General features: G+C 74.1%; 19 protein-coding genes. 11 read left to right on the top strand and 8 right to left on the bottom strand.

Going from position 1 to position 22,861, the window contains the following annotated elements:
- Window positions 1-59: 59 nt before the first annotated feature.
- From EKO23_RS26015 to EKO23_RS01745, 3 genes are all read left to right on the top strand, one after another.
- Complete coding sequence (locus EKO23_RS26015) at window positions 60-317, top strand: three-helix bundle dimerization domain-containing protein (RefSeq protein ID WP_246050848.1); 258 nt, start codon at window positions 60-62, stop codon at window positions 315-317.
- A 123-nt stretch (window positions 318-440) separates the two neighbouring features.
- Entirely contained in the window at window positions 441-1,058 is a 618-nt protein-coding gene (locus tag EKO23_RS01750; RefSeq protein ID WP_134713456.1) for a GyrI-like domain-containing protein, read from the top strand.
- A gap of 59 nt (window positions 1,059-1,117) precedes the next feature.
- The gene (locus EKO23_RS01745) at window positions 1,118-1,837 is read left to right on the top strand and encodes a metallophosphoesterase family protein (protein WP_134713454.1); all 720 of its coding nucleotides are present in this window, start codon (window positions 1,118-1,120) and stop codon (window positions 1,835-1,837) included.
- Window positions 1,838-1,859: 22 nt separating this feature from the next.
- Here the strand turns inward: EKO23_RS01745 and EKO23_RS01740 are convergent, their stop codons facing one another.
- The gene (locus tag EKO23_RS01740; protein ID WP_167880279.1) at window positions 1,860-2,360 is read right to left on the bottom strand and encodes a Crp/Fnr family transcriptional regulator; all 501 of its coding nucleotides are present in this window, start codon (window positions 2,358-2,360) and stop codon (window positions 1,860-1,862) included.
- 46 nt (window positions 2,361-2,406) lie between these two features.
- Window positions 2,407-2,943 carry a CGNR zinc finger domain-containing protein gene (locus EKO23_RS01735; RefSeq protein ID WP_134713450.1) on the bottom strand — a complete coding sequence of 179 codons (537 nt, stop codon included), beginning with the start codon at window positions 2,941-2,943 and terminating at the stop codon, window positions 2,407-2,409.
- 207 nt (window positions 2,944-3,150) lie between these two features.
- Between EKO23_RS01735 and EKO23_RS01730 the strand changes: the two genes are divergently transcribed.
- The 3 genes from EKO23_RS01730 to EKO23_RS01720 are packed head-to-tail and all read left to right on the top strand — an operon-like array spanning window position 3,151 to window position 6,174.
- Window positions 3,151-3,723 (top strand): MFS transporter, encoded by a 573-nt coding sequence (locus EKO23_RS01730; RefSeq protein WP_167880278.1) that lies wholly within the window; start codon window positions 3,151-3,153, stop codon window positions 3,721-3,723.
- Window positions 3,720-4,529: an adenylate cyclase gene (locus EKO23_RS01725; RefSeq protein WP_134713446.1), complete on the top strand. Its 810-nt coding sequence runs from the start codon at window positions 3,720-3,722 to the stop codon at window positions 4,527-4,529. Before EKO23_RS01730 ends, EKO23_RS01725 begins: the two co-directional genes overlap by 4 nt.
- A gap of 58 nt (window positions 4,530-4,587) precedes the next feature.
- On the top strand, window positions 4,588-6,174 hold the full coding sequence (locus EKO23_RS01720) for an MFS transporter (RefSeq protein WP_134713444.1): 1,587 nt from the start codon (window positions 4,588-4,590) through the stop codon (window positions 6,172-6,174).
- A gap of 6 nt (window positions 6,175-6,180) precedes the next feature.
- Here the strand turns inward: EKO23_RS01720 and EKO23_RS01715 are convergent, their stop codons facing one another.
- The 5 genes from EKO23_RS01715 to mgrA all read right to left on the bottom strand — a co-directional run bounded on the left by EKO23_RS01715 (window position 6,181) and on the right by mgrA (window position 10,461).
- A complete protein-coding gene (locus EKO23_RS01715; RefSeq protein ID WP_134713442.1) occupies window positions 6,181-7,236 on the bottom strand; it encodes an RDD family protein in 1,056 nt (351 codons plus the stop codon).
- A 93-nt stretch (window positions 7,237-7,329) separates the two neighbouring features.
- The gene (locus EKO23_RS01710; protein ID WP_134713440.1) at window positions 7,330-8,655 is read right to left on the bottom strand and encodes a M20 family metallopeptidase; all 1,326 of its coding nucleotides are present in this window, start codon (window positions 8,653-8,655) and stop codon (window positions 7,330-7,332) included.
- A 171-nt stretch (window positions 8,656-8,826) separates the two neighbouring features.
- Entirely contained in the window at window positions 8,827-9,021 is a 195-nt protein-coding gene (locus tag EKO23_RS01705; RefSeq protein WP_134713438.1) for a hypothetical protein, read from the bottom strand.
- A 101-nt stretch (window positions 9,022-9,122) separates the two neighbouring features.
- A complete protein-coding gene (locus tag EKO23_RS01700; protein ID WP_134713436.1) occupies window positions 9,123-9,386 on the bottom strand; it encodes a DUF1272 domain-containing protein in 264 nt (87 codons plus the stop codon).
- 31 nt (window positions 9,387-9,417) lie between these two features.
- Window positions 9,418-10,461, bottom strand: a complete 1,044-nt coding sequence (mgrA, locus tag EKO23_RS01695) for an L-glyceraldehyde 3-phosphate reductase (RefSeq protein WP_134713434.1) — start codon at window positions 10,459-10,461, stop codon at window positions 9,418-9,420.
- 94 nt (window positions 10,462-10,555) lie between these two features.
- On the opposite strand from mgrA, the gene EKO23_RS01690 reads away from it, so the two are divergent.
- The gene (locus EKO23_RS01690; RefSeq protein WP_134713432.1) at window positions 10,556-12,013 is read left to right on the top strand and encodes a S8 family serine peptidase; all 1,458 of its coding nucleotides are present in this window, start codon (window positions 10,556-10,558) and stop codon (window positions 12,011-12,013) included.
- A gap of 72 nt (window positions 12,014-12,085) precedes the next feature.
- Here EKO23_RS01690 and EKO23_RS01685 read toward each other — a convergent pair whose 3' ends face one another.
- Window positions 12,086-12,844: a hypothetical protein gene (locus tag EKO23_RS01685; RefSeq protein WP_134713430.1), complete on the bottom strand. Its 759-nt coding sequence runs from the start codon at window positions 12,842-12,844 to the stop codon at window positions 12,086-12,088.
- A gap of 131 nt (window positions 12,845-12,975) precedes the next feature.
- On the opposite strand from EKO23_RS01685, the gene EKO23_RS01680 reads away from it, so the two are divergent.
- From EKO23_RS01680 to recD, 4 genes are read left to right on the top strand one after another with little or no spacing between them, the layout of a single operon-like run.
- Entirely contained in the window at window positions 12,976-14,184 is a 1,209-nt protein-coding gene (locus EKO23_RS01680) for an exonuclease/endonuclease/phosphatase family protein (RefSeq protein WP_134713428.1), read from the top strand.
- A 44-nt stretch (window positions 14,185-14,228) separates the two neighbouring features.
- Window positions 14,229-17,564 (top strand): exodeoxyribonuclease V subunit gamma, encoded by a 3,336-nt coding sequence (recC, locus tag EKO23_RS01675; RefSeq protein ID WP_134713426.1) that lies wholly within the window; start codon window positions 14,229-14,231, stop codon window positions 17,562-17,564.
- A gap of 20 nt (window positions 17,565-17,584) precedes the next feature.
- Window positions 17,585-20,926 carry a UvrD-helicase domain-containing protein gene (locus EKO23_RS01670; RefSeq protein WP_246050847.1) on the top strand — a complete coding sequence of 1,114 codons (3,342 nt, stop codon included), beginning with the start codon at window positions 17,585-17,587 and terminating at the stop codon, window positions 20,924-20,926.
- Window positions 20,923-22,692 carry an exodeoxyribonuclease V subunit alpha gene (gene recD / locus EKO23_RS01665; RefSeq protein WP_134713424.1) on the top strand — a complete coding sequence of 590 codons (1,770 nt, stop codon included), beginning with the start codon at window positions 20,923-20,925 and terminating at the stop codon, window positions 22,690-22,692. Before EKO23_RS01670 ends, recD begins: the two co-directional genes overlap by 4 nt.
- Window positions 22,693-22,861: the final 169 nt, after the last annotated feature.

Raw genomic sequence — 22,861 nt, 5'->3', positions numbered from 1 at the left:
TGTCCAGTCGTCCCCGGCGGTCCCTTGTCGCCGGGCGGTTCCGGGAGCACGCTTGAGCGGTGGACGAGAGTGCAGAGCGCCAAGCACTGGCGGAGGTCACCCAGCGGCTGACGGCGCGGTTCGGCCATCTCCCCCCGGACGTCGTCGCGGCCACGGTCGACGACGTCGCAGGCCAGCTCCAGGCCGCGCGGATCCGCGAGTTCATCCCCCTGCTCGTCGAGAGGCAGGCGCGCGACGAGCTCCGGCTGCATCCCCGGGCCGCCCCGGCACCATCCGTCCCCGCGCAGCGGGCGGAGGTCGTCTGGGTCGAGGCCTGAGGCGGTCGCGGTCCTCGACCGATCGTGGCTCGGCGCGCCGGTTCCCCGCCCGTCGGCCCGGGCCCGGGCGACCCTTGACCGCCCGGGAGGGGTTGGGCACCGTGAGGGTCGGGAGGTTCGTGCGTGAGCAGCAACGGGGACGACCGCATCGACCGGCTCTACCGTGCCACGAAGACCCCGCAGCTCGTCGAGGTGCCGCCGCTCGCGTTCCTGTGCCTGGACGGGCACGGCGACCCGAACACGAGCCTGGCCTACGCCGCAGCCGTCCAGGCGCTGTACTCGGTGTCGTACGCCGCCCGGTTCGCCGTCAAGAAGGCCGGCGGCCCGGAGTTCAAGGTGGCGCCGCTCGAAGGGCTCTGGTGGGCCGAGGACATGGGCACCTTCGTGACCGGCGACAAGTCGGCCTGGGACTGGCGGCTGATGATCCGCCAGCCGGACGCCGTCACCGGCGAGCTCGTCGAGCGGCTCGCGGACGAGGTCTCCGTCAGGAAGTCGATGCCCGCGGCCAGGAAGCTCAGGCTGGTCACGTTCGAGGAGGGCACGGCGGCCCAGGTCCTGCACCTCGGACCGTACGCCGACGAAGGCCCCACCATCGCCCGGCTGCACGCGTTCATCACCGAGCAGGGGTACTCCTTCGACCTGCCCGGCCTGCGGCACCACGAGATCTACCTCGGCGACCCGCGCCGCTCGGCCCCGGGGAAGCTGCGCACCATCATCAGGCAGCCGTACGGCGAGCGGTAGCGGCCGGCGCCGGCGCGGACGCGGCAGGGAGACGGCGTCGCACTGCGGGAGGATGAGGCATGCGGATCCTGGTCGTCTCCGACCTGCACTACCGCCTGCCGCACTGGGACTGGCTGGTCGAGGCGGCCGGACGGGTGGACGTGGTGGCGATCGTGGGGGACCTCGCCGACGTGGTGAGCCCGGTGCCGCACGAGGTGCAGACGGTGGTGCTGTCGACGTACCTCGAGCGGATCGCGGACCGGGTGCCGGTGCTCGCGGCGTCGGGCAACCACGACCTGGACGGGCCGGGCGTGCACGGGGAGCAGGTGGCGGCGTGGCTGCGGCGTCCGGGGCACCCGGCGTTGCACGTCGACGGGGCCAGCGTCGACCTCGCGGACACGAGGTTCACGGTGTGCCCGTGGTGGGACGGGCCGGTGACCCGGGAGGAGGTCGCGGCCCAGCTGGCGACGGCGGCCGTGGACCGCCCGGAGCGGTGGGTGTGGCTCTACCACGCGCCGCCGGCGGGGACCCCGCTCTGCCACGACGGGCGCCGTACCTTCCCCGACCAGGAGCTCGCCGACTGGATCGCCGAGCACTCGCCGGACCTGGTGCTGTGCGGGCACATCCACCAGGCGCCCTGGGTCGAGGGTGGCTCCTGGCACGCACGGCTGGGCGACACGTGGGTGTTCAACGCCGGCAAGCAGATCGGCAAGGTGCCGCCGCACATCACCGTCGACCTCGAGGCGGGGACCGCGCACTGGTTCGGCGTGTTCGAGTCGGAGACGATCAGCCTCGGCTGAGGGCGAGCCCGCGTGCGACGGCTCAGTCGTGCTCGTGGTGGTGGTCGCCCTCGGGGTCGCGCGCCGACCCGGTGCGGGCGCCGGGTCCCTGATGGTGGACCAGGGTGTCGAGGATCTGGTCGACCAGCCCGAGGTGGCCGGCCTGGTCGGCGAACTGGCGCTTCACGTCCACGAGGTACTGCGTCATCCCGTCCAGCCGCGACGCCGTCGTGCGCAGCACCGCCAGCGCGGCGCCCGGGGTGTCGGTCAGGAAGCGCACCGGGTCGTCCACGACGTGCACGCGCACGTCGCCCACTGCCCGGACGGTCGCCGTCGCGGCCCGGTCGAGCACCGCCGACATCTCGCCGAACACCGCGCCCGGGCTGTCGATCCGCGCGAACGGCACACCGTCGTGCTCGACCACGACCTCGCCCGAGACCAGCACCAGCAGCCGTCCGGGTCGCGTGCCCTCCTCGATCAGCACGGTGCCGGGCGTCAGGTCGGCGGTCGGCAGGTCGCTGCCGAGGGCGAGCAGGTCGGTCACACCACCAGTGTGCGGGCAGCCCGGGCCAGCGGCCCGGGGCGACCACCTACCGGCCGGAGCGCCGCTGCCGGTAGGCCCGCGACCGGGTGCGGGCGCCACAGACCTGCTCGCTGCACCACGTGCGGGAGGAGTTGCGGGAGCGGTCGTGGAAGGCCCACGCGCACTCCTCGCCGGGGCACACCTTGAGGCGGGCCAGGGTGCCGGCGGACCGGGCGTCGAGGAGCAGGGCGAGCAGTCGGGCGGAGAGCAGCGCCCAGCCCGTGCCGAGCGGGTTCAGGGTGACCCCCTCGGGGGTCATCGCCAGCGAGAAGCGGGCGGCTGCGGCGGTGGCGACCAGCGAGGAGGTGTCGTCGTCGCCCGCCTCCCAGCCGTCGGCGACCCGGGTCCGCAGGGCCTCGCGCAGCTCGCGGGCGGCCACCACGTCGTACGCCGTCAGCCGGCCCACCTCGCGGTCGAGGCCGTGCTCGGAGGCGAACCGGTCGAGGTCGCCCGGGCCGGCGAGGTCCTCGCGGTGCAGCTCGACGTGGCGCGTGTTGAGGAACGCGACGAGCACGTCGATCGAGTCGGGCACGGTCTCGACCATGCACCCAGACTACCGAATCGTCACGGACAAAAAACTTTGACTCGTGATGCGTCACGGTCATAACGTCGACGCTCGTGACGAATGACGACTCGGGAGCACTGCCCGCCTTCTTCCGCCCGCTCTGGCTCGGCCAGGGCCTGAGCATGGTCGGCACCCAGGTCACCACCGTCGCGGGCCGCTGACCGGCGCGCTGCTCGGCTGGCCTCGGTGCCCGTGCTCTGCCTGGTGGTCGCGGTGGTCGGCGCCGGGCAGGTCGTGTTCGCGACGGCGTGGGGCAGCGTGCTGGCGTCGCTGGTCGGCCGCAACCGCCTGCTCGCCGCGCACGGCCGGCTCGAGGGCACTCGGGCCAGCGCCGACGTGGCCGGGCCCAGCATTGCCGGCGCTCTGGTCAGCCTGGTGGCGGCGCCGTTCGCGCTGCTGCTGGACGCTGCCAGCTACCTGGTCTCGACGGTGACCATCGCCCGGGTGGTGCCGGCCCTGCCCGCGCTGAGCACGAACGGGCCGCGCCGGTCCTGGCGCGTGGCCGCGGCCGAGGGGCTCCGGTTCCTTGCCCGGCACCGGGTGCTGCGGGCGGTGGCCGCGAGTGGCCACGGTCCTGCTGCCACTGCGGGCGACCCCGGACGCGGTGTCCGTGGGACTCCGGACGGTCGCCGATGCCGAGCGGACGGCCGGCGAGCCCCCGTTGGTGACCGCCGGCGTCTGACCCCCACCCGACCCGGGGTGGTGCCCGCCTACCCGCAGTCGCGTCATCGTCGTACTCCCGAGGAGGTGGTCCGATGAGCACGACCGCAGGTGGCGCCGGGGCAGAGGCGCACGAGGCATTCCAGAGCCTGACGCCCGACCAGCTGACCGAGATCCTGGCGCTCCTTCCCGGAGCCGACTCGGTGGAGCTCAAGCTGACCGTGCCGGACACGCACCGGCGGTCCGTGGTCCACGGGCTCGGGATGGACCTCATGGACGGCCAGCTGCGGCAGGTGGTCTTCTTCGACACCCCGGAGCTGACGCTCAACAAGGCCGGCGTCGTCGTGCGCGCGCGCCGGGTGCAGCGCAAGCCCGGTGACTCCGTGGTGAAGCTGAGGCCCGTCGTCCCCGACCAGCTGCCGCCCTCTCTGCGCAAGTCCCCGGAGTTCGGCGTCGAGGTGGACGCGATGCCCGGCGGCTTCGTGTGCTCGGGGAGGATGAAGCATCCCGCGGACGACGCGCTGCTCAAGCAGGTCTTCCTCGGGCAGAGGCCGGTGCACAAGCTGTTCTCGAAGGAGCAGCGGGCGCTCTACGAGGCGCACGCACCCGAGGGCATCGCGCTCGACGACCTGTCGGTGCTCGGCCCGATCAACGTGCTGAAGCTGAAGTTCGAGCCCGAGGGCTACCCGCGGCGCATGGTCGCCGAGGCGTGGTTCTACCCCGACGGCTCGCTCATCCTCGAGCTGTCGACCAAGTGCGCGCCCGGCGAGACGTTCCAGGTGGTCGCCGAGTCGCGGGCGTTCCTCGGGAGCAAGGGTGTGGACCTCGGGGCGCCCCAGCAGACCAAGACCAAGACCGCACTGGAGTTCTTCGCCGCCGAGCTGGCCGGCGCGGCTTCGTCCTGAGGTCCGAGGGCGTCGGGTCTGAGTCGGGGGCTGGGCAGGCGACGCGGAGGGAGGCACCGTGTCTGACGCGGAAGCAGTCGAGGACGCGGGCGACACCAGACTGGCGGTGCTGCTCGCGATGGCCATGTTCGTGCTGGTCGTCGACACCTCGCTGATGAACGTCTCGATCAGCTCGGTGGTCCACGACCTCGACACCACGGTCAGCGGCGTGCAGTCCGCGATCGCCCTCGAGGCGCTGGTGTCCGCGGCGTTCATCCTGATCGGGAGCAAGGTCGGCGACCTGATCGGGCGGAAGCGGGCCTACGTCCTCGGGCTGCTCGGCTACGCCGTCGGTGCCCTCGCGATGGTGCTGGCCCGGGACCTGCTGGCGATCGTCGTGTTCTGGGCGGTCATCGGCGGTCTCGGTGCCTCGCTGCTGCTGCCCGCGATGCAGTCGCTGGTGCACGGCAACTTCGAGGGCGCCGCGCAGAAGAAGGCCTACGCGATGGTCGGTGCGGCCGCGGCGATCGCGGCGGCCGTCGGGCCGCTGCTCGGTGGCTTCATCACGACGTACCTCTCCTGGCGGGTGGCGTTCGGCCTCGAGGTGGTGGCGATCGGCGTCGTGCTGTCGGGGATCCGGCTGGTCCGGGACGCGCCGTACGACGGACCGCGCGAGGTCGACGTGGTCGGCGCGCTGCTGTCGATCCTCGGCATGGGCGGGTTGGTGCTCGGCATCCTGGTCTGGCAGGAGGGCGGCGAGTCCGTGGCCGCGCTGCTCTCGGTCGGCGCGCTGGCGATGGGGTCCTTCGCGTGGTGGCTGGTGCGCCGGAAGCGTGCGGGCAAGCCCACGCTGGTCGACCCGGGGCTGTTCGAGATCCCCACGTTCCCGCTCGGCATCACCCAGCAGATGATGCAGCAGATCGCGCTGGGCGGCGCGATGATCGCGCTGCCGATCTACCTGCAGATGGTGCTGGAGTACAACGCGATGGAGGCCGGCCTGTCGCTGGCGCCCCTGTCGCTGAGCATGTTCGCGGTGGCCCTCGTCGCGGGACGGCGGGCGGGGCGCCGGCGCCCGAGCATCGTCGTACGGACCGGGTTCCTGCTGCTCCTCATCGGGCTCGTGGCGCTGCTGCCGGTCGTGCCCCGCGCGGACTCCGGGTGGGCGCTGGTGGTCCCGCTGGTGGTCGCCGGCTCCGGTCTCGGCCTCCTCGTGTCGCAGCTCAACGTCTACACGCTCGGGCCGATCTCGGAGGAGCGGGTCAGCGAGGCGGCCGGGGTGAACTCGGCGGCCGGCTCGTTCGGGCTGTCGTTCGGGCTGGCGTTCGCGGGCGCGATCATGCTGGCCACGCTGTCGACCGTGTTCACGTCGATGTCCGACGACAGCGACGTGCTCCCGCCGGAGGACAAGGCGCAGGTCGCGCAGGTGCTGGAGGACGACGCCGAGCTGATGAGCAACACCCAGCTCGTGGAACTGCTGGCGGACGAGCCGCCGGCGGTGCAGGCCGAGATCGTCCGGATCAACACCGACGCCCGGCACCTGGCGCTGCAGGTGGCGCTGGGCATCCCGATCCTGGCCGCGCTGCTCGGGTTGGGCAACTCGTTCCGGATGACCCGGCTGCCCGAGCCGGAGAGCACCGGCGACGTCGAGGGACTCGCGCTGGGCTGAGGCCGGTCAGGCGGCCGGCTCCTGGTTGCGGTTGAGGAACTCGGACAGCGGCCCCGGCATCTCCGCCGTCCGGTCGCCCCAGTCGTAGACCACGGCGGTGCCGGCGATCAGGTCGTGCGCCGACCGGTGCTCCTTCTGGAGCAGCACCGGCAGGTAGCCGAGCATGAGCAGGGCGGCGCTGAACGGCTGCACCAGGGTCCGCAGGAACACCTTGCGGACCGCCGGCGTGCCGCCGTCCGAGCGCACCACCCGGAGGCCGACCAGGGCCTTGCCGACGGTGCGGCCGGCCACCGCGAGGGAGACGAAGACGTAGAGGAACGCCCACAGCGCCATCGCCGCGATCGCCAGCGGGGTGCTCCGGTCGCCGCTCAGCGAGTTGCCCGTGAACGCCCGCCACAGCAGGCTCACCCCGGCGTACCCGACGGTGTAGAGCGTCGTGATGACGAGGATGTCGAGGGCGCCGGCCGCGGCCCGGCTGACGGGACCGGTGTAGTGGCCGGAGACCGAGCGTCGGCCCGCGCGGCCCTCGGGCGCGGCGGACGTGAGCAGCGGTGGGCCCTCGTGGCGCTCCGGGTGCTTGCGCCGGAACAGCCGGTCCACGAAGCGGTCGACGACCACGTCGAGGCCGACCAGCTGCCGGCGGGCGAGGTCGAGCGCGGAGCCGGCCATGTGGCTGGTGCTCTCCGCGACGACCTCGGGGATGCCGGAGCGCGCGACCACGGCCTCCATGTCCACCTGCGCCAGCAGCGCGTCCATGTCGACCCGGGCCATCAGGCCGTTCACGTCGACCCGGTCGACGAGCGCGTCGATGTCGACCCGGGCCAGGATGGCGTTCACGTCGACCCGGGCCAGCAGCGCGTCCACGTCCACCTGCTGCAGCAGGGCGTCGACGTCGACCCGCTGCACGACGGCGTCGATGTCCATCCGCTCGACGATCGCGTTGACGTCGACGTGCTCGAGGACGATGTCGGGGTCGACCACCTCGACCACGCGTCCGGTGACCGCGCCGGTGACCCGCCCGATCAGCCGCTTGCGGTCGTGACCGTTCGTCGGCGCGCTCACGCGCCAGCCTCCGTGCCGAGAGGCGACCTGGTCACGAAACCGACTGTACGGCGCCGCGGCCTGCGGCGGGTGGGTTTTCGGCCCCGCCGCCCGTCATCGCTCGAAGTACGTCGGCACGTCGATCGCGCCACCGGCCGCCTCGAAGGCGGCGGCCGCGGCCTCGCGCAGGGCGGGGTCGCAGAGGAAGTCGGCGGCCACCGCGGCCAGGCCGTACGCCGCGTCGAGGACCACCCGGTCGGCCTGCGGCGTGACCGCGGCGTCGGCGAACTCGCGGGTGTGCAGCGAGAGGTCGGCGTCGGTGATCGACACCATCGCGTGCACCCCCGGCACCCGGAACGACACGTTGCCGAAGTCGGTGCTGCCCGCGAACAGGTTGGGGACGACGCCGGGCGGCAGCACCCGGTGGCCGCGCTCGGCGTACCGGCGGGTCCAGGCCGCGGCGAGCGGACCGTTGTTCCGGACCGGGAGGTACGCCGGCGACTCGTCCCAGCGGAGCTCGACCCCGCAGCCGGTCATCAGCGCCGCGCCGCGGGCGATGTCGGCGAGCCGGTCGCTCAGCACGGCCAGGCTCTCGGGGTACTCGCTGCGGAGGTAGAACAGCATCTCGGCGTGCTCGGGGATCACGTTCGGGCGCTCCCCGCCGGCGGTCACGATCCCGTGCACCCGGTCGGTCGGCGGCATCTGCTGGCGGTGCACCGACACCCCGGCGTACATCAGGTGGACGGCGTCGAGCGCGTTGCGGCCCATGAACGGCTGGGCCGAGGCGTGCGAGGTGGTGCCCGCGAAGGTGGCCCGGAGCTGGCGCCGGCCGAGGAAGACCGGTTCTGCGACGTCGTACGTGAACGGGTGCACCATCACGGCGGCGTCCACGTCGTCGAACGCGCCCTCCAGTGCCATCAGCTCCTTGCCGGAGCCGCCCTCCTCGGCCGGCGTGCCGAGCCAGACGACCCTGCCCGGCAGACGGTCGCGGGCCTCGGCGAGGGCGAGGAAGGCACCGACACCGGTGGTGGCGATGACGTTGTGGCCGCAGCCGTGGCCGATGCCCGGCAGGGCGTCGTACTCCGAGAGGATCGCGACGGTCGGGCCGTCCGGGTCGCCGGTCACCTCGGCTCGCAGCGCGGTGTCGAGGCCGTGGGCGCCGCGGGTGACCGAGACGTCGTACGACTCGACGAGGTCGGCCAGGGCGGCCGCCGAGCGGTGCTCCTCGAAAGCCACCTCCGGGTGGGCGGCCAGGTCGTGCGAGGCGCCGACCAGCGGGTCGGCGAGCCCCTCGACGGCCCGCGCCAGCGCGCCCAGCAGGTCCTCCGGCGCGCCGGTCGCGGTGGACGACGGCGCCGTCGCCTCCGCGGCGCGCGCCTCGGTCTCCTCGCCGAGCCGACGCAGCAGGAAGCCGTCGACGGGACGCGGTTCGTGCGACATCTTCCGCCTCCGTTTCCGCGTCCGAGATCAGGCAGGCTGTCCGTCCAGGAGGCTAACAGCGATCCCGGCAGGTGCTCGCGGGACCGTCCGCGTGGTGGCGGGAGCGGTGGTGGCCGTCCGGGTCATCCAGGGGGGTGGGGAGGGGCGGCCACCACCGCGGGCCGGGGCTGGTCAGCCGGGGCCGCGGACGCGATGCGCGTCGTCCGCGGCCCCGGTGCCCAAGGGATCCTGCGTCAGCAGGTCGTCGACGGCCTCCGGAGTCAGGGGGACGGGGGAGGCCGTCGCAGCCACCACGACGTCGGTCAGCAGCCGGATCTCGTCGAGCAGGACCGGGTCCTGAAGATCGACGTCGTACTGATCCGCCATGGCGACCCTCTCATCGTGGTGACCGGTCAACGAGTGGACCACGGCGCGGTTAGGGGTCCGAACGGGCCATTTCGGCATGGCCCGTTCGGGTCATGCCGCGCTCAGTGCTGCCTCGCGCGCCGTGCCACGCACTCGGGGTGCTCCGACAGCACCCGCGTCGCCGACGGCGGGTCCTCGGTCAGCCGGCCGGCCGGCCGGATCGGGCGCGGCTCGAGGTTCCCGCCGCAGTTCGGGCACCGCCAGCCGAGCACGTGCTCGACGCAGTCGCGGCACCAGGTGCACTCGTAGGTGCAGATCAGGGCGTCGGGCGAGTGCGGCGGCAGGTCGCGGTCGCAGCACTCGCAGTTGGGTCGCAGCTCCAGCACCCCTCGATGCTGGCACGGATCGGGCGATCAGTCAGGCGGTGTCGCCCTCCTCGCGGGCCCCGCGCCACAGGTCGATGGCCGTGTCGCGGGCGTGCTCGTCGATGGTCTTCAGCTCGTCGTCGGTGAAGTCGAGGTTGGCCAGGGCGCCGACGTTGCCGCGGATCTGCTCCGGGCTGCTGGCGCCGACCAGCACCGAGGTGACGCCGTCGTTGCGCAGCGCCCAGGCCAGGGCCATCTGGGCGAGCGTCTGGCCGCGGTCGCGGGCGATGTCGTCGAGCGCGCGGATGTGGGTCAGCGCCTCGTCGGTGAGGAGGTCGGTGGACAGGGACTTGTCCTGGGTGGCGCGCGAGCCCTCGGGGACGCCCCGGAGGTACTTGTCGGTGAGCATCCCCTGCGCCAGCGGGGAGAACGCGATGCAGCCGGCGCCGACCTCCTCGAGGGTGTCGAGCAGGTCCTCGGACTCGATCCACCGGTTGAGCAGGGAGTACGACGGTTGGTGGATGAGCAGCGGGGTGCCGAGGTCGGCGAGGATCCGGGCGGCCTCGCGGGTCAGCTCCGGGGAGTACGACGAGATCCCGGCGTACAGCGCCTTGCCCGACCGCACGATGTGGTCGAGGGCGCCCATCGTCTCCTCCAGCGGCGTCGAGGAGTCGGGCCGGTGGTGGTAGAAGATGTCGACGTAGTCGAGGCCCAGGCGCTGCAGGGACTGGTCGAGGCTGGCGACGAGGTACTTCCGCGAGCCGCCGACGTCGCCGTACGGGCCCGGCCACATGTCCCAGCCGGCCTTGCTCGAGATCACCAGCTCGTCGCGCAGGTGCCTGAAGTCGCCGGCGAGGTGGTGGCCGAAGTTGGTCTCCGCCGAGCCGTACGGCGGGCCGTAGTTGTTGGCCAGGTCGAAGTGCGTGACGCCGAGGTCGAACGCCTCCCGCAGGATCGACCGCTGCCGCTCGAACGGCACGTCGTCGCCGAAGTTGTGCCACAGGCCGAGGCTGACGGCGGGCAGCGTCAGGCCGCTGCGTCCGACCCGGCGGTAGTGCATGTCGTCGTAACGGTTCTCCGCGGGCTGGTAGCTCATGCCCCCATCCTTGCGGGCCGCCGGGGCGCACGGAAGTGGGGTCCGCCGGGCCGGCGGCGACGTGACCTGCCGCACGTCGGCTCGTTGGGCAGGCATGAAGCGCCTCCCCTCCTCTCTCGCCGTCACCGCGGCCGCGGTGATCGCGGTCGCCGGCCTCTCGGCACCCACCGCCGCCGACACGACCCCCGAGGTCGCCGACGTCTCGCCGTACCTCGCGCGGCAGCTGACGGACCTCTCCGGCACCACGCTCGTGCTCGTGCACGGCGAGACCCTGGCCGACGCGACCGACGCCGTCGCGGCCACCGGCATGACCCGGTCGATCACGTTCCGCAAGATCGGCGTGGTCGGCGCGGTCGGCACGAAGAAGCAGGTCGAGGCGGTGCGCGCCCGGCCCGGCGTGACGTACGTCGAGGCCGGCCAGCAGCCGATCGAGTTCTTCCAGGAGACCTCCAACACGGCAACCCGTGGCCTGGAGGCCACGCAGACCCTCACCGGCGCCGACGGGACGCCGCTCACCGGCCACGGCGTCTCGGTCGCGGTGATCGACTCCGGCGTCGACCCGACCCACCCCTACCTCCAGGAGGCCGGTGGAGGCAGTGCCGTGGTCGCCAACCTCAAGACCGTGTGCGACCCGCTCGAGCTGGCCTGCTCGGTGCAGCAGGTCCCGGCGTCCGTCGACACCGACACGCTCTCGGTCGGCGGCCACGGCACCCACGTCAACGGCATCGTCGCCGGCCGGCCCACCACGCTCGCGGACGGCGCGAAGCTCCAGGGCGCGGCGCCGGGCGCCAAGCTGGTCTCGCTCTCGACCGGCGCCGGCCTCGTGATCATCGGCGCCGACGCCGCCCTCAACTGGGTGCTCGAGAACCACTCCGCCCCGTGCGGCGCCGGCGTCCCGGCCAGCACCTGCCCGCCGATCAGGGTCACCAACAACTCCTACGGCCCCTCCGGCGGCGGTGCCTTCGACCCCGAGTCGGCGACCGTGAAGCTGCAACGGGCGCTGGTCGACGAGGGCGTCGTCACGGTCTGGGCCAACGGCAACGACGGTGGCGACGGATCCGAGAGCCTGTCCAACCCGCCCGGGACGGACCCGACCGGCGGCATCCTGTCGGTCGCGTCCTACAACGACCAGGACACCGGCACCCGGGACGGCACCGTGTCCGACTACTCCTCCCGCGGCAAGGCGGGCGACCAGTCGACGTACCCCGACATCTCGGCGCCAGGCGAGAACATCACCTCCTCGTGCCGGGTCTACCTCCCGATCTGCTCGACCGGCCTCGACCCGCGCAACGGGCCGAGCGCCTTCGACGTGGGGACCTTCAACACCATCAGCGGCACGTCGATGGCGGCGCCGCACATCGCGGGCATCGTCGCCCAGCTCTTCCAGGCCAACCCGGCAGCGACGCCGGCGCAGGTCGAGGAGGCGCTGAAGGCCACGGCCTACAAGTACTCCGACGGCGCGGCGTACGAGCCCGGGACGCTGGGGACGACCAGCCACGACAAGGGCTACGGCCTGGTGGACGTGGTGGCCGCGGCGACCGCCATCCGCTGACGCAACCCGAGGACCGGCCGGCGGGAACCAGCCCCGCCGGCCGGTTCGCACGCCCGGCCCGAGTCGCGCCGGTCAGGCGGGGACGCCGAAGTCCCCCGGCTCGTAGTCCTCCATGACCTGCCGCGGCTCCGGCGGCTCCTCGTCCGCGGCCACTGCGCGCAGCCGGGCGACGGCCGCCTCGGTCAGCTCACGCGGGTAGTCGCCGAAGTCGTCGGTGGCGTCCATCAGCACGACGTACACGACGTTCTGGGCGACCTGCACCGCGCTGGCCTGCAGCCCGACCCGGGAACGGATGTTCGCGTTGGTCAGCGTGCCGGCGAGGCCGATGTTGATCTGCCGGTCGGCGTCCGCCCAGCCGTCCTCGTCGGTGGTCGGCTCGAGCTGCCAGTGCCCGTCCTCGTCGTCGATGTCGATCGGCGTGCACCGCTCCAGCCCGCTGGCCAGGTCGTCCATCGCCCGGTCCGCCACGTCGGCCGACCGGTAGGAGATGACGGCGGTCCCCACCCGTGCTGCCGACGTGCTCTCGACCGCGAAGGACCGGGCGGCGTCGGCCGGGTCGTTGGCCTTGTTGTCCAGGACGTCCAGGGAGGTCACGCAGCCCAGCGTCGCGTCGTAGGTGTCGACGCCGCCGTCGTTCGAGTCGTTGTCGACCTCGTCGAACGGACCGCCGACGTCGTCGCGGTCGAGGAGCGCCTGCTGCACGCGGTGCGGGCCGAACTCCTGGCTGGAACCGGGTCCCGGGGCGCCGGGCGGACCCATCACGCCGGCTCCGGAGCAGGCGGCGAGCGTCAGCAGCAGGGGGGCAGCCACCGCGAGGGCCCGAGCGTGCACCGCGCCAGTCTAGGGGCGGGACGCCCCTCCGCGCCCGACCCCAGTGGTGCCCGCTCCGGCCGGGCCATGGACATCTGGGGTGCGCCCGCCGAGGATGCAGGAACCACACGGCCTTGGGAGGGACGATGAGGATGAAGAGACAGGGACTGGCGCTCGGGTGCGCCATCGGGTTGCTGCTGGCGCCGCTGGCGGTGACGGGCACGGCGGACGCGACGCCGAACCCACCGGCGAAGCCGGTCACGGTGATGACGCGCAACCTGTACCTCGGTGGGGACATCAACCGTCCGGTCGAGGCGGCGCTGCGGGCGGCGGCACAGCCCGACGCCACCCCCGAAAAGATCGTGGGCGCCCTCGCGGTGGCCACCCACGTGACGCGCACGATCGTCGACCAGACGAACTTCAACGTCAGGTCGAACCTGCTCGCGGACGAGATCTCCACCACGGAGCCGGACCTGATCGGCCTCCAGGAGGTCGCGCTCTGGCGGTCCGGCCCGCCCCAGCCCACCCAGGTCGGTGTGCCCAACGCGACCCACGTCGACTACGACTTCCTCGCCATCCTGCTCGGCGACCTGGCCGAGCGCGGTGAGCAGTACGTCGCGGTCAGCGTCGGGAACCGGGCCGACGTCGAGTCCCTCAGCTTCTCAGCCACCGGAGCGAACCCGCGCGACGTGCGGCTGACCATGCGCGACGTGATCCTGATGCACGTCGAGGACGGCCTGTCGGTCACCGGCAAGGGGGACAAGATCTACGACGCGAACCTGTCGTTCGACCTGCCCGGGCTCCCGGAGGGGACGCCGACCATCGACTTCGACCGCGGCTACCAGTGGGTCGACGTCCGGGCCGGGGCGCAGCGCTTCCGGTTCGTGAACACGCACCTCGAGGCCTTCAGCTCGGACCTCGCGTACGCCCAGGCCCGGCAGCTGCTGGCCGAGGCCACCTCGCCGAACCGCAGCACCGTCTTCGTGTGCGACTGCAACTCCGACCCGGCCAACAACAGCATCAAGGTGAACATCGGTGACACGCTTCCGCACAACGCGCCGTACCGGCTGATCACGGGCGCCGGCGGCTACACCGACCTCTGGAAGGCGTCCGGCCGGCCGGCGGACCTGCCCGGCTTCGACGCCGGCGACACCTCGGGCCTGAACGAGCTGGTCAACGAGCCGCTGCCCGGGTCGTGGACGCACCGGATCGACATGGTGTTCGGACGTACGGCGGGCGGCGGCCCGTTGAGCACCGACCGCGGCCAGGTGACCGGCCGGGACGGCGACCCGCGTGACCCCGCCACCGGGCTGTGGCCGTCCGACCACGCTGGTGTGGTGATGCGGGTGCGGGGGCTGTGAACGACTGACCGGAGTGTGTGGGTCACCCGTGGCATGCTGCGCGGGTGACCCTGCACCTCCACCGCGCCGAGCGCACCGACGTGCTCGCCGACGGGCTGGCGGAGCTGCTCGCGACACCCCTGGCGGACCCGTTCGCCGAGGAGGTCGTGGTGGTGCCGGCGCGCGGCGTCGAGCGGTGGCTGACCCAGCGCCTGTCCCACCGGCTCGGGTCCGGCAAGCGCGGCGGTGACGGGGTCTGCGCGGGCGTCCGGTTCCTGACTCCGCACTCGCTGGTCGGGATGCTGCTCGGCCGTGACCGCGACGACCCGTGGGACCCCGACCGCTTCGTGTGGCCGCTGCTCGACGTGGTCGACGAGAGTCTCGGCGAGGAGTGGTGCGCGACCCTGGCCGCGCACCTCGGCCACGGGGTCGCGGGTGACGAGGGCCTGCTGCGGCGCAACCGGCGCTGGTCGGTGGCCCGTCGGCTGGCCGGGCTGTTCGCGTCGTACGCCGCGCAGCGGCCGCAGCTGGTCACCGACTGGCGCGAGGGGCGGGACAGCGACGGCGTCGGCGGCGAGCTCGACGGCGACCTGGGCTGGCAGGCCGAGCTGTGGCGCCGGCTGGTCGACCGGGTGGACGCGCCCCCGCCCGACGTACGCCATGCAGGGACGGTGGCCCGGCTCCGTGCCGGCGGCGACGACCTGGCGCTGCCGCCGCGGCTGTCGCTGTTCGGCCACACCCGACTGCCGCGCACCGAGGTCGAGCTGCTGGCCGCGCTCGGCCACCTGCGCGACGTGCACCTGTGGCTGCCCCAGGCCTCGCCCCACCTGTGGGACGAGCTGGCCGCGGTCGCGGCCGACGGTCCGGTCCGCCGCACCGCCGACGACTCGGTCCTCCGGGTGCGCCACCCGCTGCTGGCCTCGCTCGGCCGCGACGCCCGCGAGCTCCAGCGCTCCCTGGCCGGCGTCGGGGTGGTCGCGGAGTCACCGGCGGGGGAGGCCGCCCGCGACGAGGGCACGGCGCTCGGCCGGCTGCAGGCGGACCTGCGGGCCAACGTCGAGCCCGGGTCGGTCCGACCGGTGCCCGGAGACGACTCCGTGCAGGTGCACGCCTGCCACGGTGCCGCCCGCCAGGTCGACGTGCTCCGCGAGGTGCTGGTCGGGCTGCTCGCCGACGACCCCACGCTGGAGCCGCGCGACATCGTGGTGATGTGCCCCGACATCGAGACCTACGCGCCGCTGATCCAGGCCGGCTTCGGCCTCGCCGACGTGGTCCCCGAGGCCCAGGGACACCCGGCGCACCGGCTGCGGGTCCGGCTGGCCGACCGGGCCCTGTCGAGCACGAACCCGCTGCTCGCCGTCGCCGTACGCCTCGTCTCGCTGGTCGGCAGCCGGGCCACCGCCACCGAGGTGCTCGACCTGCTCGCGACCGAGCCGGTGCGCGAGCGGTTCGCGCTGGACGACGACGACCTGGCGCAGGTCGCGCAGTGGGTCGACCAGGCCGGCATCCGCTGGGGCCTCGACGCCGACGGGCGGGCCGACTACCGCCTCGAGCGGTTCGGCCAGAACACCTGGCGCGCGGGGCTCGACCGGGTGCTGGTCGGCGTCGCGATGGCCGAGGACGAGCACCGGTGGCTGGGCGCCGCGCTGCCGGTCGACGACGTCTCGTCCGGCGACATCGACCTGGTCGGCGCCCTCGGCGAGTACGTCGACCGGCTGGCCGCCGCGGTCGACGCGCTCACCGCGGCCCGCACGGTCGCCGACTGGGTGCGTGCCCTGGCCGACGGGGTGCGCTCACTGACCGCGGTGCCGGTGCGCGACGCCTGGCAGCTCGCCCAGTTCGACCGGGAGCTGGCCCGGATCGCCGACGCCGCTGCCGGCGGCAGCCGCACCGAGCTCCGGGTCGCGGACATGCGGGCGCTGCTCGACCGGCAGCTCGGTGGCCGCCCCACCCGCGCCAACTTCCGCACCGGCACGCTCACGGTCTGCACGATGGTGCCGATGCGGTCGGTGCCGCACCGGGTGGTCTGCCTGCTCGGCCTCGACGACGGCGAGTTCCCCCGCAGCGGCACCGTCGACGGCGACGACGTGCTGGCCCGCGACCCGGTCACGGGCGAGCGCGACGTGCGCTCGGAGGACCGGCAGCTCCTGCTCGACGCGGTGCTGGCTGCCGGCGAGAAGCTCGTGGTCACCTACACCGGCGCCAACGAGCAGACCGGTGCCCCGCGGCCGCCGGCGGTGCCGCTCGGGGAGCTCGTCGACGCGGTCGGCGGGCACGTGGTGACCCGGCACCCGCTGCAGCCCTTCGACCGCCGCAACCTCGAGCCCGGGCTGACCCGCGACGGCCTGGCGTTCAGCTTCGACGCGGCCGCGCGGGCCGGGGCCCAGGCCGCGCTCGGCACCCGCGTGGAGCCGCGGCCGCTGGTCGAGGAGCCGCTGCCCCCGCGCCCGCTCGGCGACGTGGCGCTGGCCGACCTGCAGCGCTTCCTCGCGCACCCGGTCCGGGAGTTCCTGCGCACCCGCCTCGACATCTCCGCACCCCTGGCGGCCGAGGAGACCCACGACGCGATCCCCGTCGAGCTCGACCCCCTGCAGAAGTGGGCGGTCGGCGACCGGCTGCTGCGCGACGTGCTCGACGGGCTCGACCCGGCGTCGAGCATGACCGCCGAGCTGCTGCGTGGACTCCTGCCGCCCGCGGCGCTGGGGCAGCGCACGCTCACCGACGTCATCAAGGAGGTGCAGGCGCTGGTCGAGCGCACCGCTCACCTGCGCGAGGGCACCCGACGCACCCTCGACGTCGACGTCGACCTCGGCAACGGGCGTCGGCTCACCGGCACCGTCAGCGGCATCGTCGGCAGCCGGATCGTGTCGGTGACCTACTCCTCCCTGCGGGCCCGGCAACGGCTCCAGTCGTGGGTCGACCTGCTCGCGCTGAGCGCCGGCCACCCCGACCAGAGCTGGACCGCCTCCGCGGTGGGCAAGGGCCGCGCCGGGCCCAGCCAGGCCCTCGCCGGTCCGCTCGACCACCGGGCGGTCGCCTGGCTGCGCGACCTCGTCGACACCTACGACCGCGGCCTGCGCGAGCCGCTGCCGCTGCCCCTGCGCACCGGCCTCGCGTACGCCGAGGGCAGCCTCCGGGCGCGGATGGGCGACCCCAAGGACCCGCTCCAGCAGGCACGGCGGGAGTGGGAGACCGACCGCGACCGGGCCGCCGCGGTGCCCGGCGAGCAGGACGACCCGGCCCACGTCCGGGTGCACGGCGATGACGCGCCGCTGTCCGTGCTCACCACGGTGCCGCGGGCCGACGAGGACTTCAACGACGAGCCGCACCGGCTGGGCCGCTACGCCTGGCGGGTGTGGGGTCCGCTGCTGACCGGCGGCGAGAGGGTGGGGCCCCTGTGAGTGACCCTGTGAGTGACCTCGTGAGCGACCTGCAGCCGTTCGACATCCGCGACCCGCTGCCCACCGGCACCACCCTGCTCGAGGCCAGCGCGGGCACCGGCAAGACCTGGACCATCGGCGCGCTGGTCACCCGGTTCGTCGCCGAGGGTGAGGCCTCGCTCGAGCAGATGCTCGTGGTCACCTTCGGCCGGGCCGCCAGCCAGGAGCTGCGCGAGCGGGTGCGGGCCCAGCTGGTGGAGGCGGAGCGTGCCCTCGCCGACCCGACGGCGCCGCGGGAGCCGAGCGTGCTGCTCGACCTGCTCTGCGACGCCTCTCCCCACGAGCTCGCGCTGCGCCGGCGCCGGCTCCGCGAGGCGCTCGGCAGCTTCGACGCCGCCACCATCGCCACCACCCACCAGTTCTGCCAGCTGGTGCTGCGCAGCCTGGGCGTGGCCGGTGACACCGACACCGGCGCCCGGCTGGTCGAGGACCTCGACGACCTGCTCGTCGAGGTGGTCGACGACCTCTACCTGCGCGGGTTCGCGGACGCCGCCGAGGGCCCGGTCTTCACCCGTTCCGAGGCGCTGAAGCTCGCCCGGCAGGCGGTGGGTGACCCCCAGGCCCGGCTGGAGCCGGCCGGCGCCGACCCGGGCTCGACCGCGCACCGCCGGGTCGGCTTCGCGCACGCGGTGCGCACCGAGATGGACCGGCGGAAGCGGCGGCTCGGGGTGCTGTCCTACGACGACCTGCTCTCGCAGCTCGCCGAGGCGCTCGAGACCGAGGGCGCGCCGGCGCGGGTCCGCATGCGGCAGCGCTGGGCCGTGGTGCTCGTCGACGAGTTCCAGGACACCGACCCGGTCCAGTGGCAGGTGCTCGACCGGGCGTTCACCGGGCACGCGCGGATGGTGCTGATCGGCGACCCCAAGCAGGCGATCTACGCCTTCCGCGGCGGGGACGTGGTCACCTACCTCGCCGCCGCGGAGACCGCCGGCACCCGCAAGACGCTCGCGGTCAACTGGCGCTCCGACCAGCCGCTGGTCGACGCGCTGGGCGTGGTCCTGCAGGACGCCGCGCTCGGCCACCCGGAGATCGTGGTCCGGCCGGTGTCCGCCTGGCACGACACGTCCCGGCTGGAGGGCGCGCCGCGGCCCGAACCGTTGCGGCTGCGGGTGCTGCGCCGTGACCAGTTCGGCCGGCGGGGGACCACCGGCCTCACCGTCGCGACGTACCGCCCGCACATCGCGCAGGACTGCGCCCACGACATCAAGGCCCTGCTCACCTCCGGCGCCACCTTCGACGGGCGGCCGGTCGAGCCGGGCGACGTGGCCGTGCTCGCGCACACCGGCCGCAACCTCCAGCTGGTCCGGCGGGCGCTGGCCGAGGTCGGCGTACCCGCCGTGATCGCGGGCGGCGGCAGTGTGTTCGCCACGCCCGCGGCTGTCGAGTGGCAGACCCTGCTCGAGGCGCTGGAGCAGCCGCACCGATCCGCTCGGGTCCGCAGCGCGGCGCTCACCTCGTTCCTCGGGCACTCCGCGGTCGACCTCGACGAGCGCGGCGACCTGCTCACCGACGAGGTCGCCGACCTGCTGCGCGATTGGGCCGACCTGTTCGCGCTGCGCGGGGTGGCCGCGGTGATGGAGGCGGCGGTGGCGCGGGGCCTCTACGCCCGGGTGCTCGCGCGGGCCGACGGTGAGCGGCATCTCACCGACCTGCGCCACGTCGCGCAGGCCCTGCACCAGGCCGCGCTGGTCGACCGCCTCGGCCTGGTCGCGCTGCTCACCTGGCTGCGTGACCAGATGGCCGAGGACAAGGTGGAGGTCGCCTCGGAGCGGACCCGACGCCTCGACAGTGACGCCGCCGCGGTGCAGCTGGTGACCATCCACGGCAGCAAGGGCCTCCAGTACCCCGTGGTCTACCTCCCGTTCGTCGCCGACCGCTGGGCTCCGGACCCCGACATGCCGCTCTTCCACGGCGACGACCGGGCCCGCTCGATCGACGTCGGTCGCGGCGGCCCGACGTGGGCCGGCAACGTCGCCCGCGCCCGCGACGAGGAGGCCGGGGAGTCGCTGCGCCTGCTCTACGTCGCCCTGACCCGCGCACAGTCCCAGGTCGTCACCTGGTGGGCACCCGCCAACAACGCGAAGCCCTCCGCCCTGCACCGGATGCTGATCGGGCGCGGGCCGGGCATGCCCGCGGTCCCGCCCGAGCACCCGCTGCCCACCGATGACGAGGCCGAGGTGTTCTTCGAGGCCTGGCGGGCGCGGCAGGGCCCGGTGTGGGAGCGGTCGGTGCCGGCACCGCTCTCCGGAGCCGAGCTGCCGAGCCCGGGGGAGCTGCCCGCGGCCCGGACCTTCGACCGGACCGTCGACACCACGTGGCGCCGCACGTCCTACACCGCGCTGAGCAGTGCCGCGTCCGCGCCGACCCCGGATGCCGGCGTCTCCAGCGAGCCCGAGGTGGTGCCCCGCGACGACGAGCCCGACGGTCCCGAGCCGCTGCCCGAGGTCGCGCACACCGGCGACGCGGTCCCCTCGCCGATGGCCGCGCTGCCGGTCGGGGCGACGTTCGGCTCGCTGGTGCACGGGGTGCTCGAGACCGCCGACCCGCAGGCTGCCGACCTCGAGGCCGAGCTCCTGGACCGGGGCCGCGAGCAGCTGGTCCGGTGGCCGGTCGACCTCGATCCCGCGGCGCTGGCCGCCGCCCTTTTCGAGGTGTGCTCCTCGCCGCTCGGCCCGCTCGCCGGCGACGTCCGGCTGCGCGACGTGCCGTTGGCCGACCGGCTCTGCGAGATGGAGTTCGAGCTGCCCCTTGCCGGCGGCGACGATGCGTCGTACGACGCGGGGCGGGTGCGGCTCGGCGACCTCGCGCCGCTGCTGCGCCGGCACCTTCCGGACGGCGACCCGCTGCTCCCGTACGCCGACGCGCTGCGGGACCCGGCGCTGGCCGGGCAGGACCTGCGCGGCTACCTCACCGGCTCCGTCGACGTGGTGCTGCGCGTGGGCGGGCGGTTCCTGGTCGTCGACTACAAGACCAACTGGCTGGGCCCGATGGAGGGTCCGCTGACCGCCGACGACTACCGGCCCGAGGCGCTGGCCGCCGCGATGGGCCACTCCGACTACCCGCTGCAGGCACTGCTCTACGCCGTCGTGCTGCACCGCTACCTGCGCTGGCGGCTCCCGGCGTACGACCCGGAGGAGCACCTCGGCGGCGTCCTCTACCTCTACCTCCGCGGCATGTGCGGGGACGTGACGCCGGTGTGGGACGGGCACCCGGCCGGGGTCTTCTCGTGGCGGCCGCCGGTCGCGCTGGTCGAGGAGCTCAGCGACCTGCTGGACGGGCTCACGCTCGACGGCACCCTCGACAGCGGGGAGGGAGCGGCATGACCCTGGCCCCCGAGACCACGGTCCCGCGCGACCCCCAGGACCGCCGGCTCGCGCTGCGGGCGACCGGCGTGCTGCGCACCTTCAACGACGCCGACGTGCTCACCGCCGCCGACGTCCACGTCGCCACCCGGCTCGGAGCGCTCGGCGGCGAGGGCCAGGAGCAGGTGCTGCTCGCGGTCGCGCTGGCCACCCGCGCGGTCCGGCTCGGCTCGGTCTGCCTCGACCTGGCGACGGCGGAGGGGTCGGTGCCGCCCCCCGAGGGCGGCGCGCTCCCGTGGCCGGACGCCGAGGCATGGGCCGAGGCGGTCACGGCCAGCCCGCTGGTCGCGGCCGGCGCGCTTCGGTGGGAGCACGACCTGCTCTACCTCGACCGCTACTGGCAGCAGGAGGTGCAGGTCTGCGCCGACCTGGTGGCGCGCCGCGCCCTGGCGCCACCGCCGGTCGACGTCGCAGTTCTCGACACGGGCATCGGGCGGGTCTTCCCCGACCACGGGTACGACGAGCAGCGGTCCGCGGTGCGCCGTGCCGTGCTCGGCTGGACGACGGTGCTCACCGGTGGGCCGGGCACCGGCAAGACCACGACCGTGGCCGGCCTGCTGGCGCTGCTCGCCGAGCAGGCCGAGCTGACCGGCGGGCGGCCGCGGGTGGCGCTGGCCGCCCCGACCGGCAAGGCGGCGGCGAGGCTCCAGGAGGCGGTGCGCACCGAGGCGGCCCGGCTGCCCGCGGCCGACTCCGCGCGGATCGCGGGCCTGGAGGCCTCGACCCTGCACCGTCTGCTGGGCAGCCGCCGCGACAACGGCACCCGGTTCCGGCACCACCGCGGCAACCGGCTTCCGCACGACGTGGTGGTGGTCGACGAGACCTCGATGGTGTCGCTGACGATGATGGCCCGGCTGCTGGAGGCGGTCCGCCCCGACGCCCGGCTGTTGCTGGTCGGCGACCCCGACCAGCTCGCGTCCGTCGACGCCGGCGCGGTGCTCGCCGACCTGGTCTCCGGCCTGGCCGGCGACGACGGCCCGGTCGCCGCGCTGCGCACCAACCACCGCTCCCAGGCCCACATCATCGCGCTGGCCGAGGCGCTCCAGCGCGGCGACGCCGACGCCGCCCTGGTCGAGCTCGCGGCCGGCTCCGACGAAGTCCTCTTCCTCACCGACGAGGACCCGACGCCTGCGCTGCGCGTGCCGGTGCTCGACGCGGCGCTCGCGATCCGCGAGGCGGCGCTGGCCGGCGACGCCCGCGCGGCCCTCGACGCCCTCGACCGGCACCGCCTGCTGTGTGCGCACCGCGACGGACCGTTCGGCGTACGCCGCTGGAACCGGCTGGTCGAGGAGTGGATCACCGAGGCGACCGGCGACCCGCTGTGGGACCTCTGGTACCCCGGCCGCCCGGTCCTGGTCACCGCCAACGACTACGGCCTCGGCGTCCACAACGGCGACGTCGGCGTCACCGTGGTCGGGCCCGACGGCCGGCTCCGGGTGTACGTCGACGGGGCCACCGGGCTGCTCGAGTTCGCACCGACCCGGCTCGACGACGTCGAGACCATGCACGCGATGACGATCCACAAGGCCCAGGGCAGCCAGGCAGACGAGGTGACCGTGCTGCTCCCCGGCGAGGACTCCCGGCTGCTGACCCGCGAGCTCTTCTACACCGCGGTCACCCGGGCCCGCTCCACGGTGCGCGTCGTCGGCACCGAGGAGTCCGTCCGCGCCGCCACCGAGCGCCGGGCCCTCCGCGCGACCGGCCTGCGCCACCGCCTCCAGTCCTGACCCCGCCGAGGTGCCCGGACTTGATGCCCGAGGTGCCCGGACTTGATGCCCGAGGTGCCCGGACTTGATGCCCGAGGTGCCCCGAATTGCGCGCCGAGCGGCGATGGTTTCGAGACGCTCGCTGGCGCTCGCTCCTCAACCACCGGTCGGGCGCAAGAGCTGGCCGTTC

Source organism: Nocardioides guangzhouensis (assembly GCF_004519545.1).
Taxonomy (GTDB): Bacteria; Actinomycetota; Actinomycetes; order Propionibacteriales; family Nocardioidaceae; genus Nocardioides; species Nocardioides guangzhouensis.
Note: the sequence above shows the minus strand (reverse complement) of the source record. Positions and strands in the feature narration are given on the sequence as shown.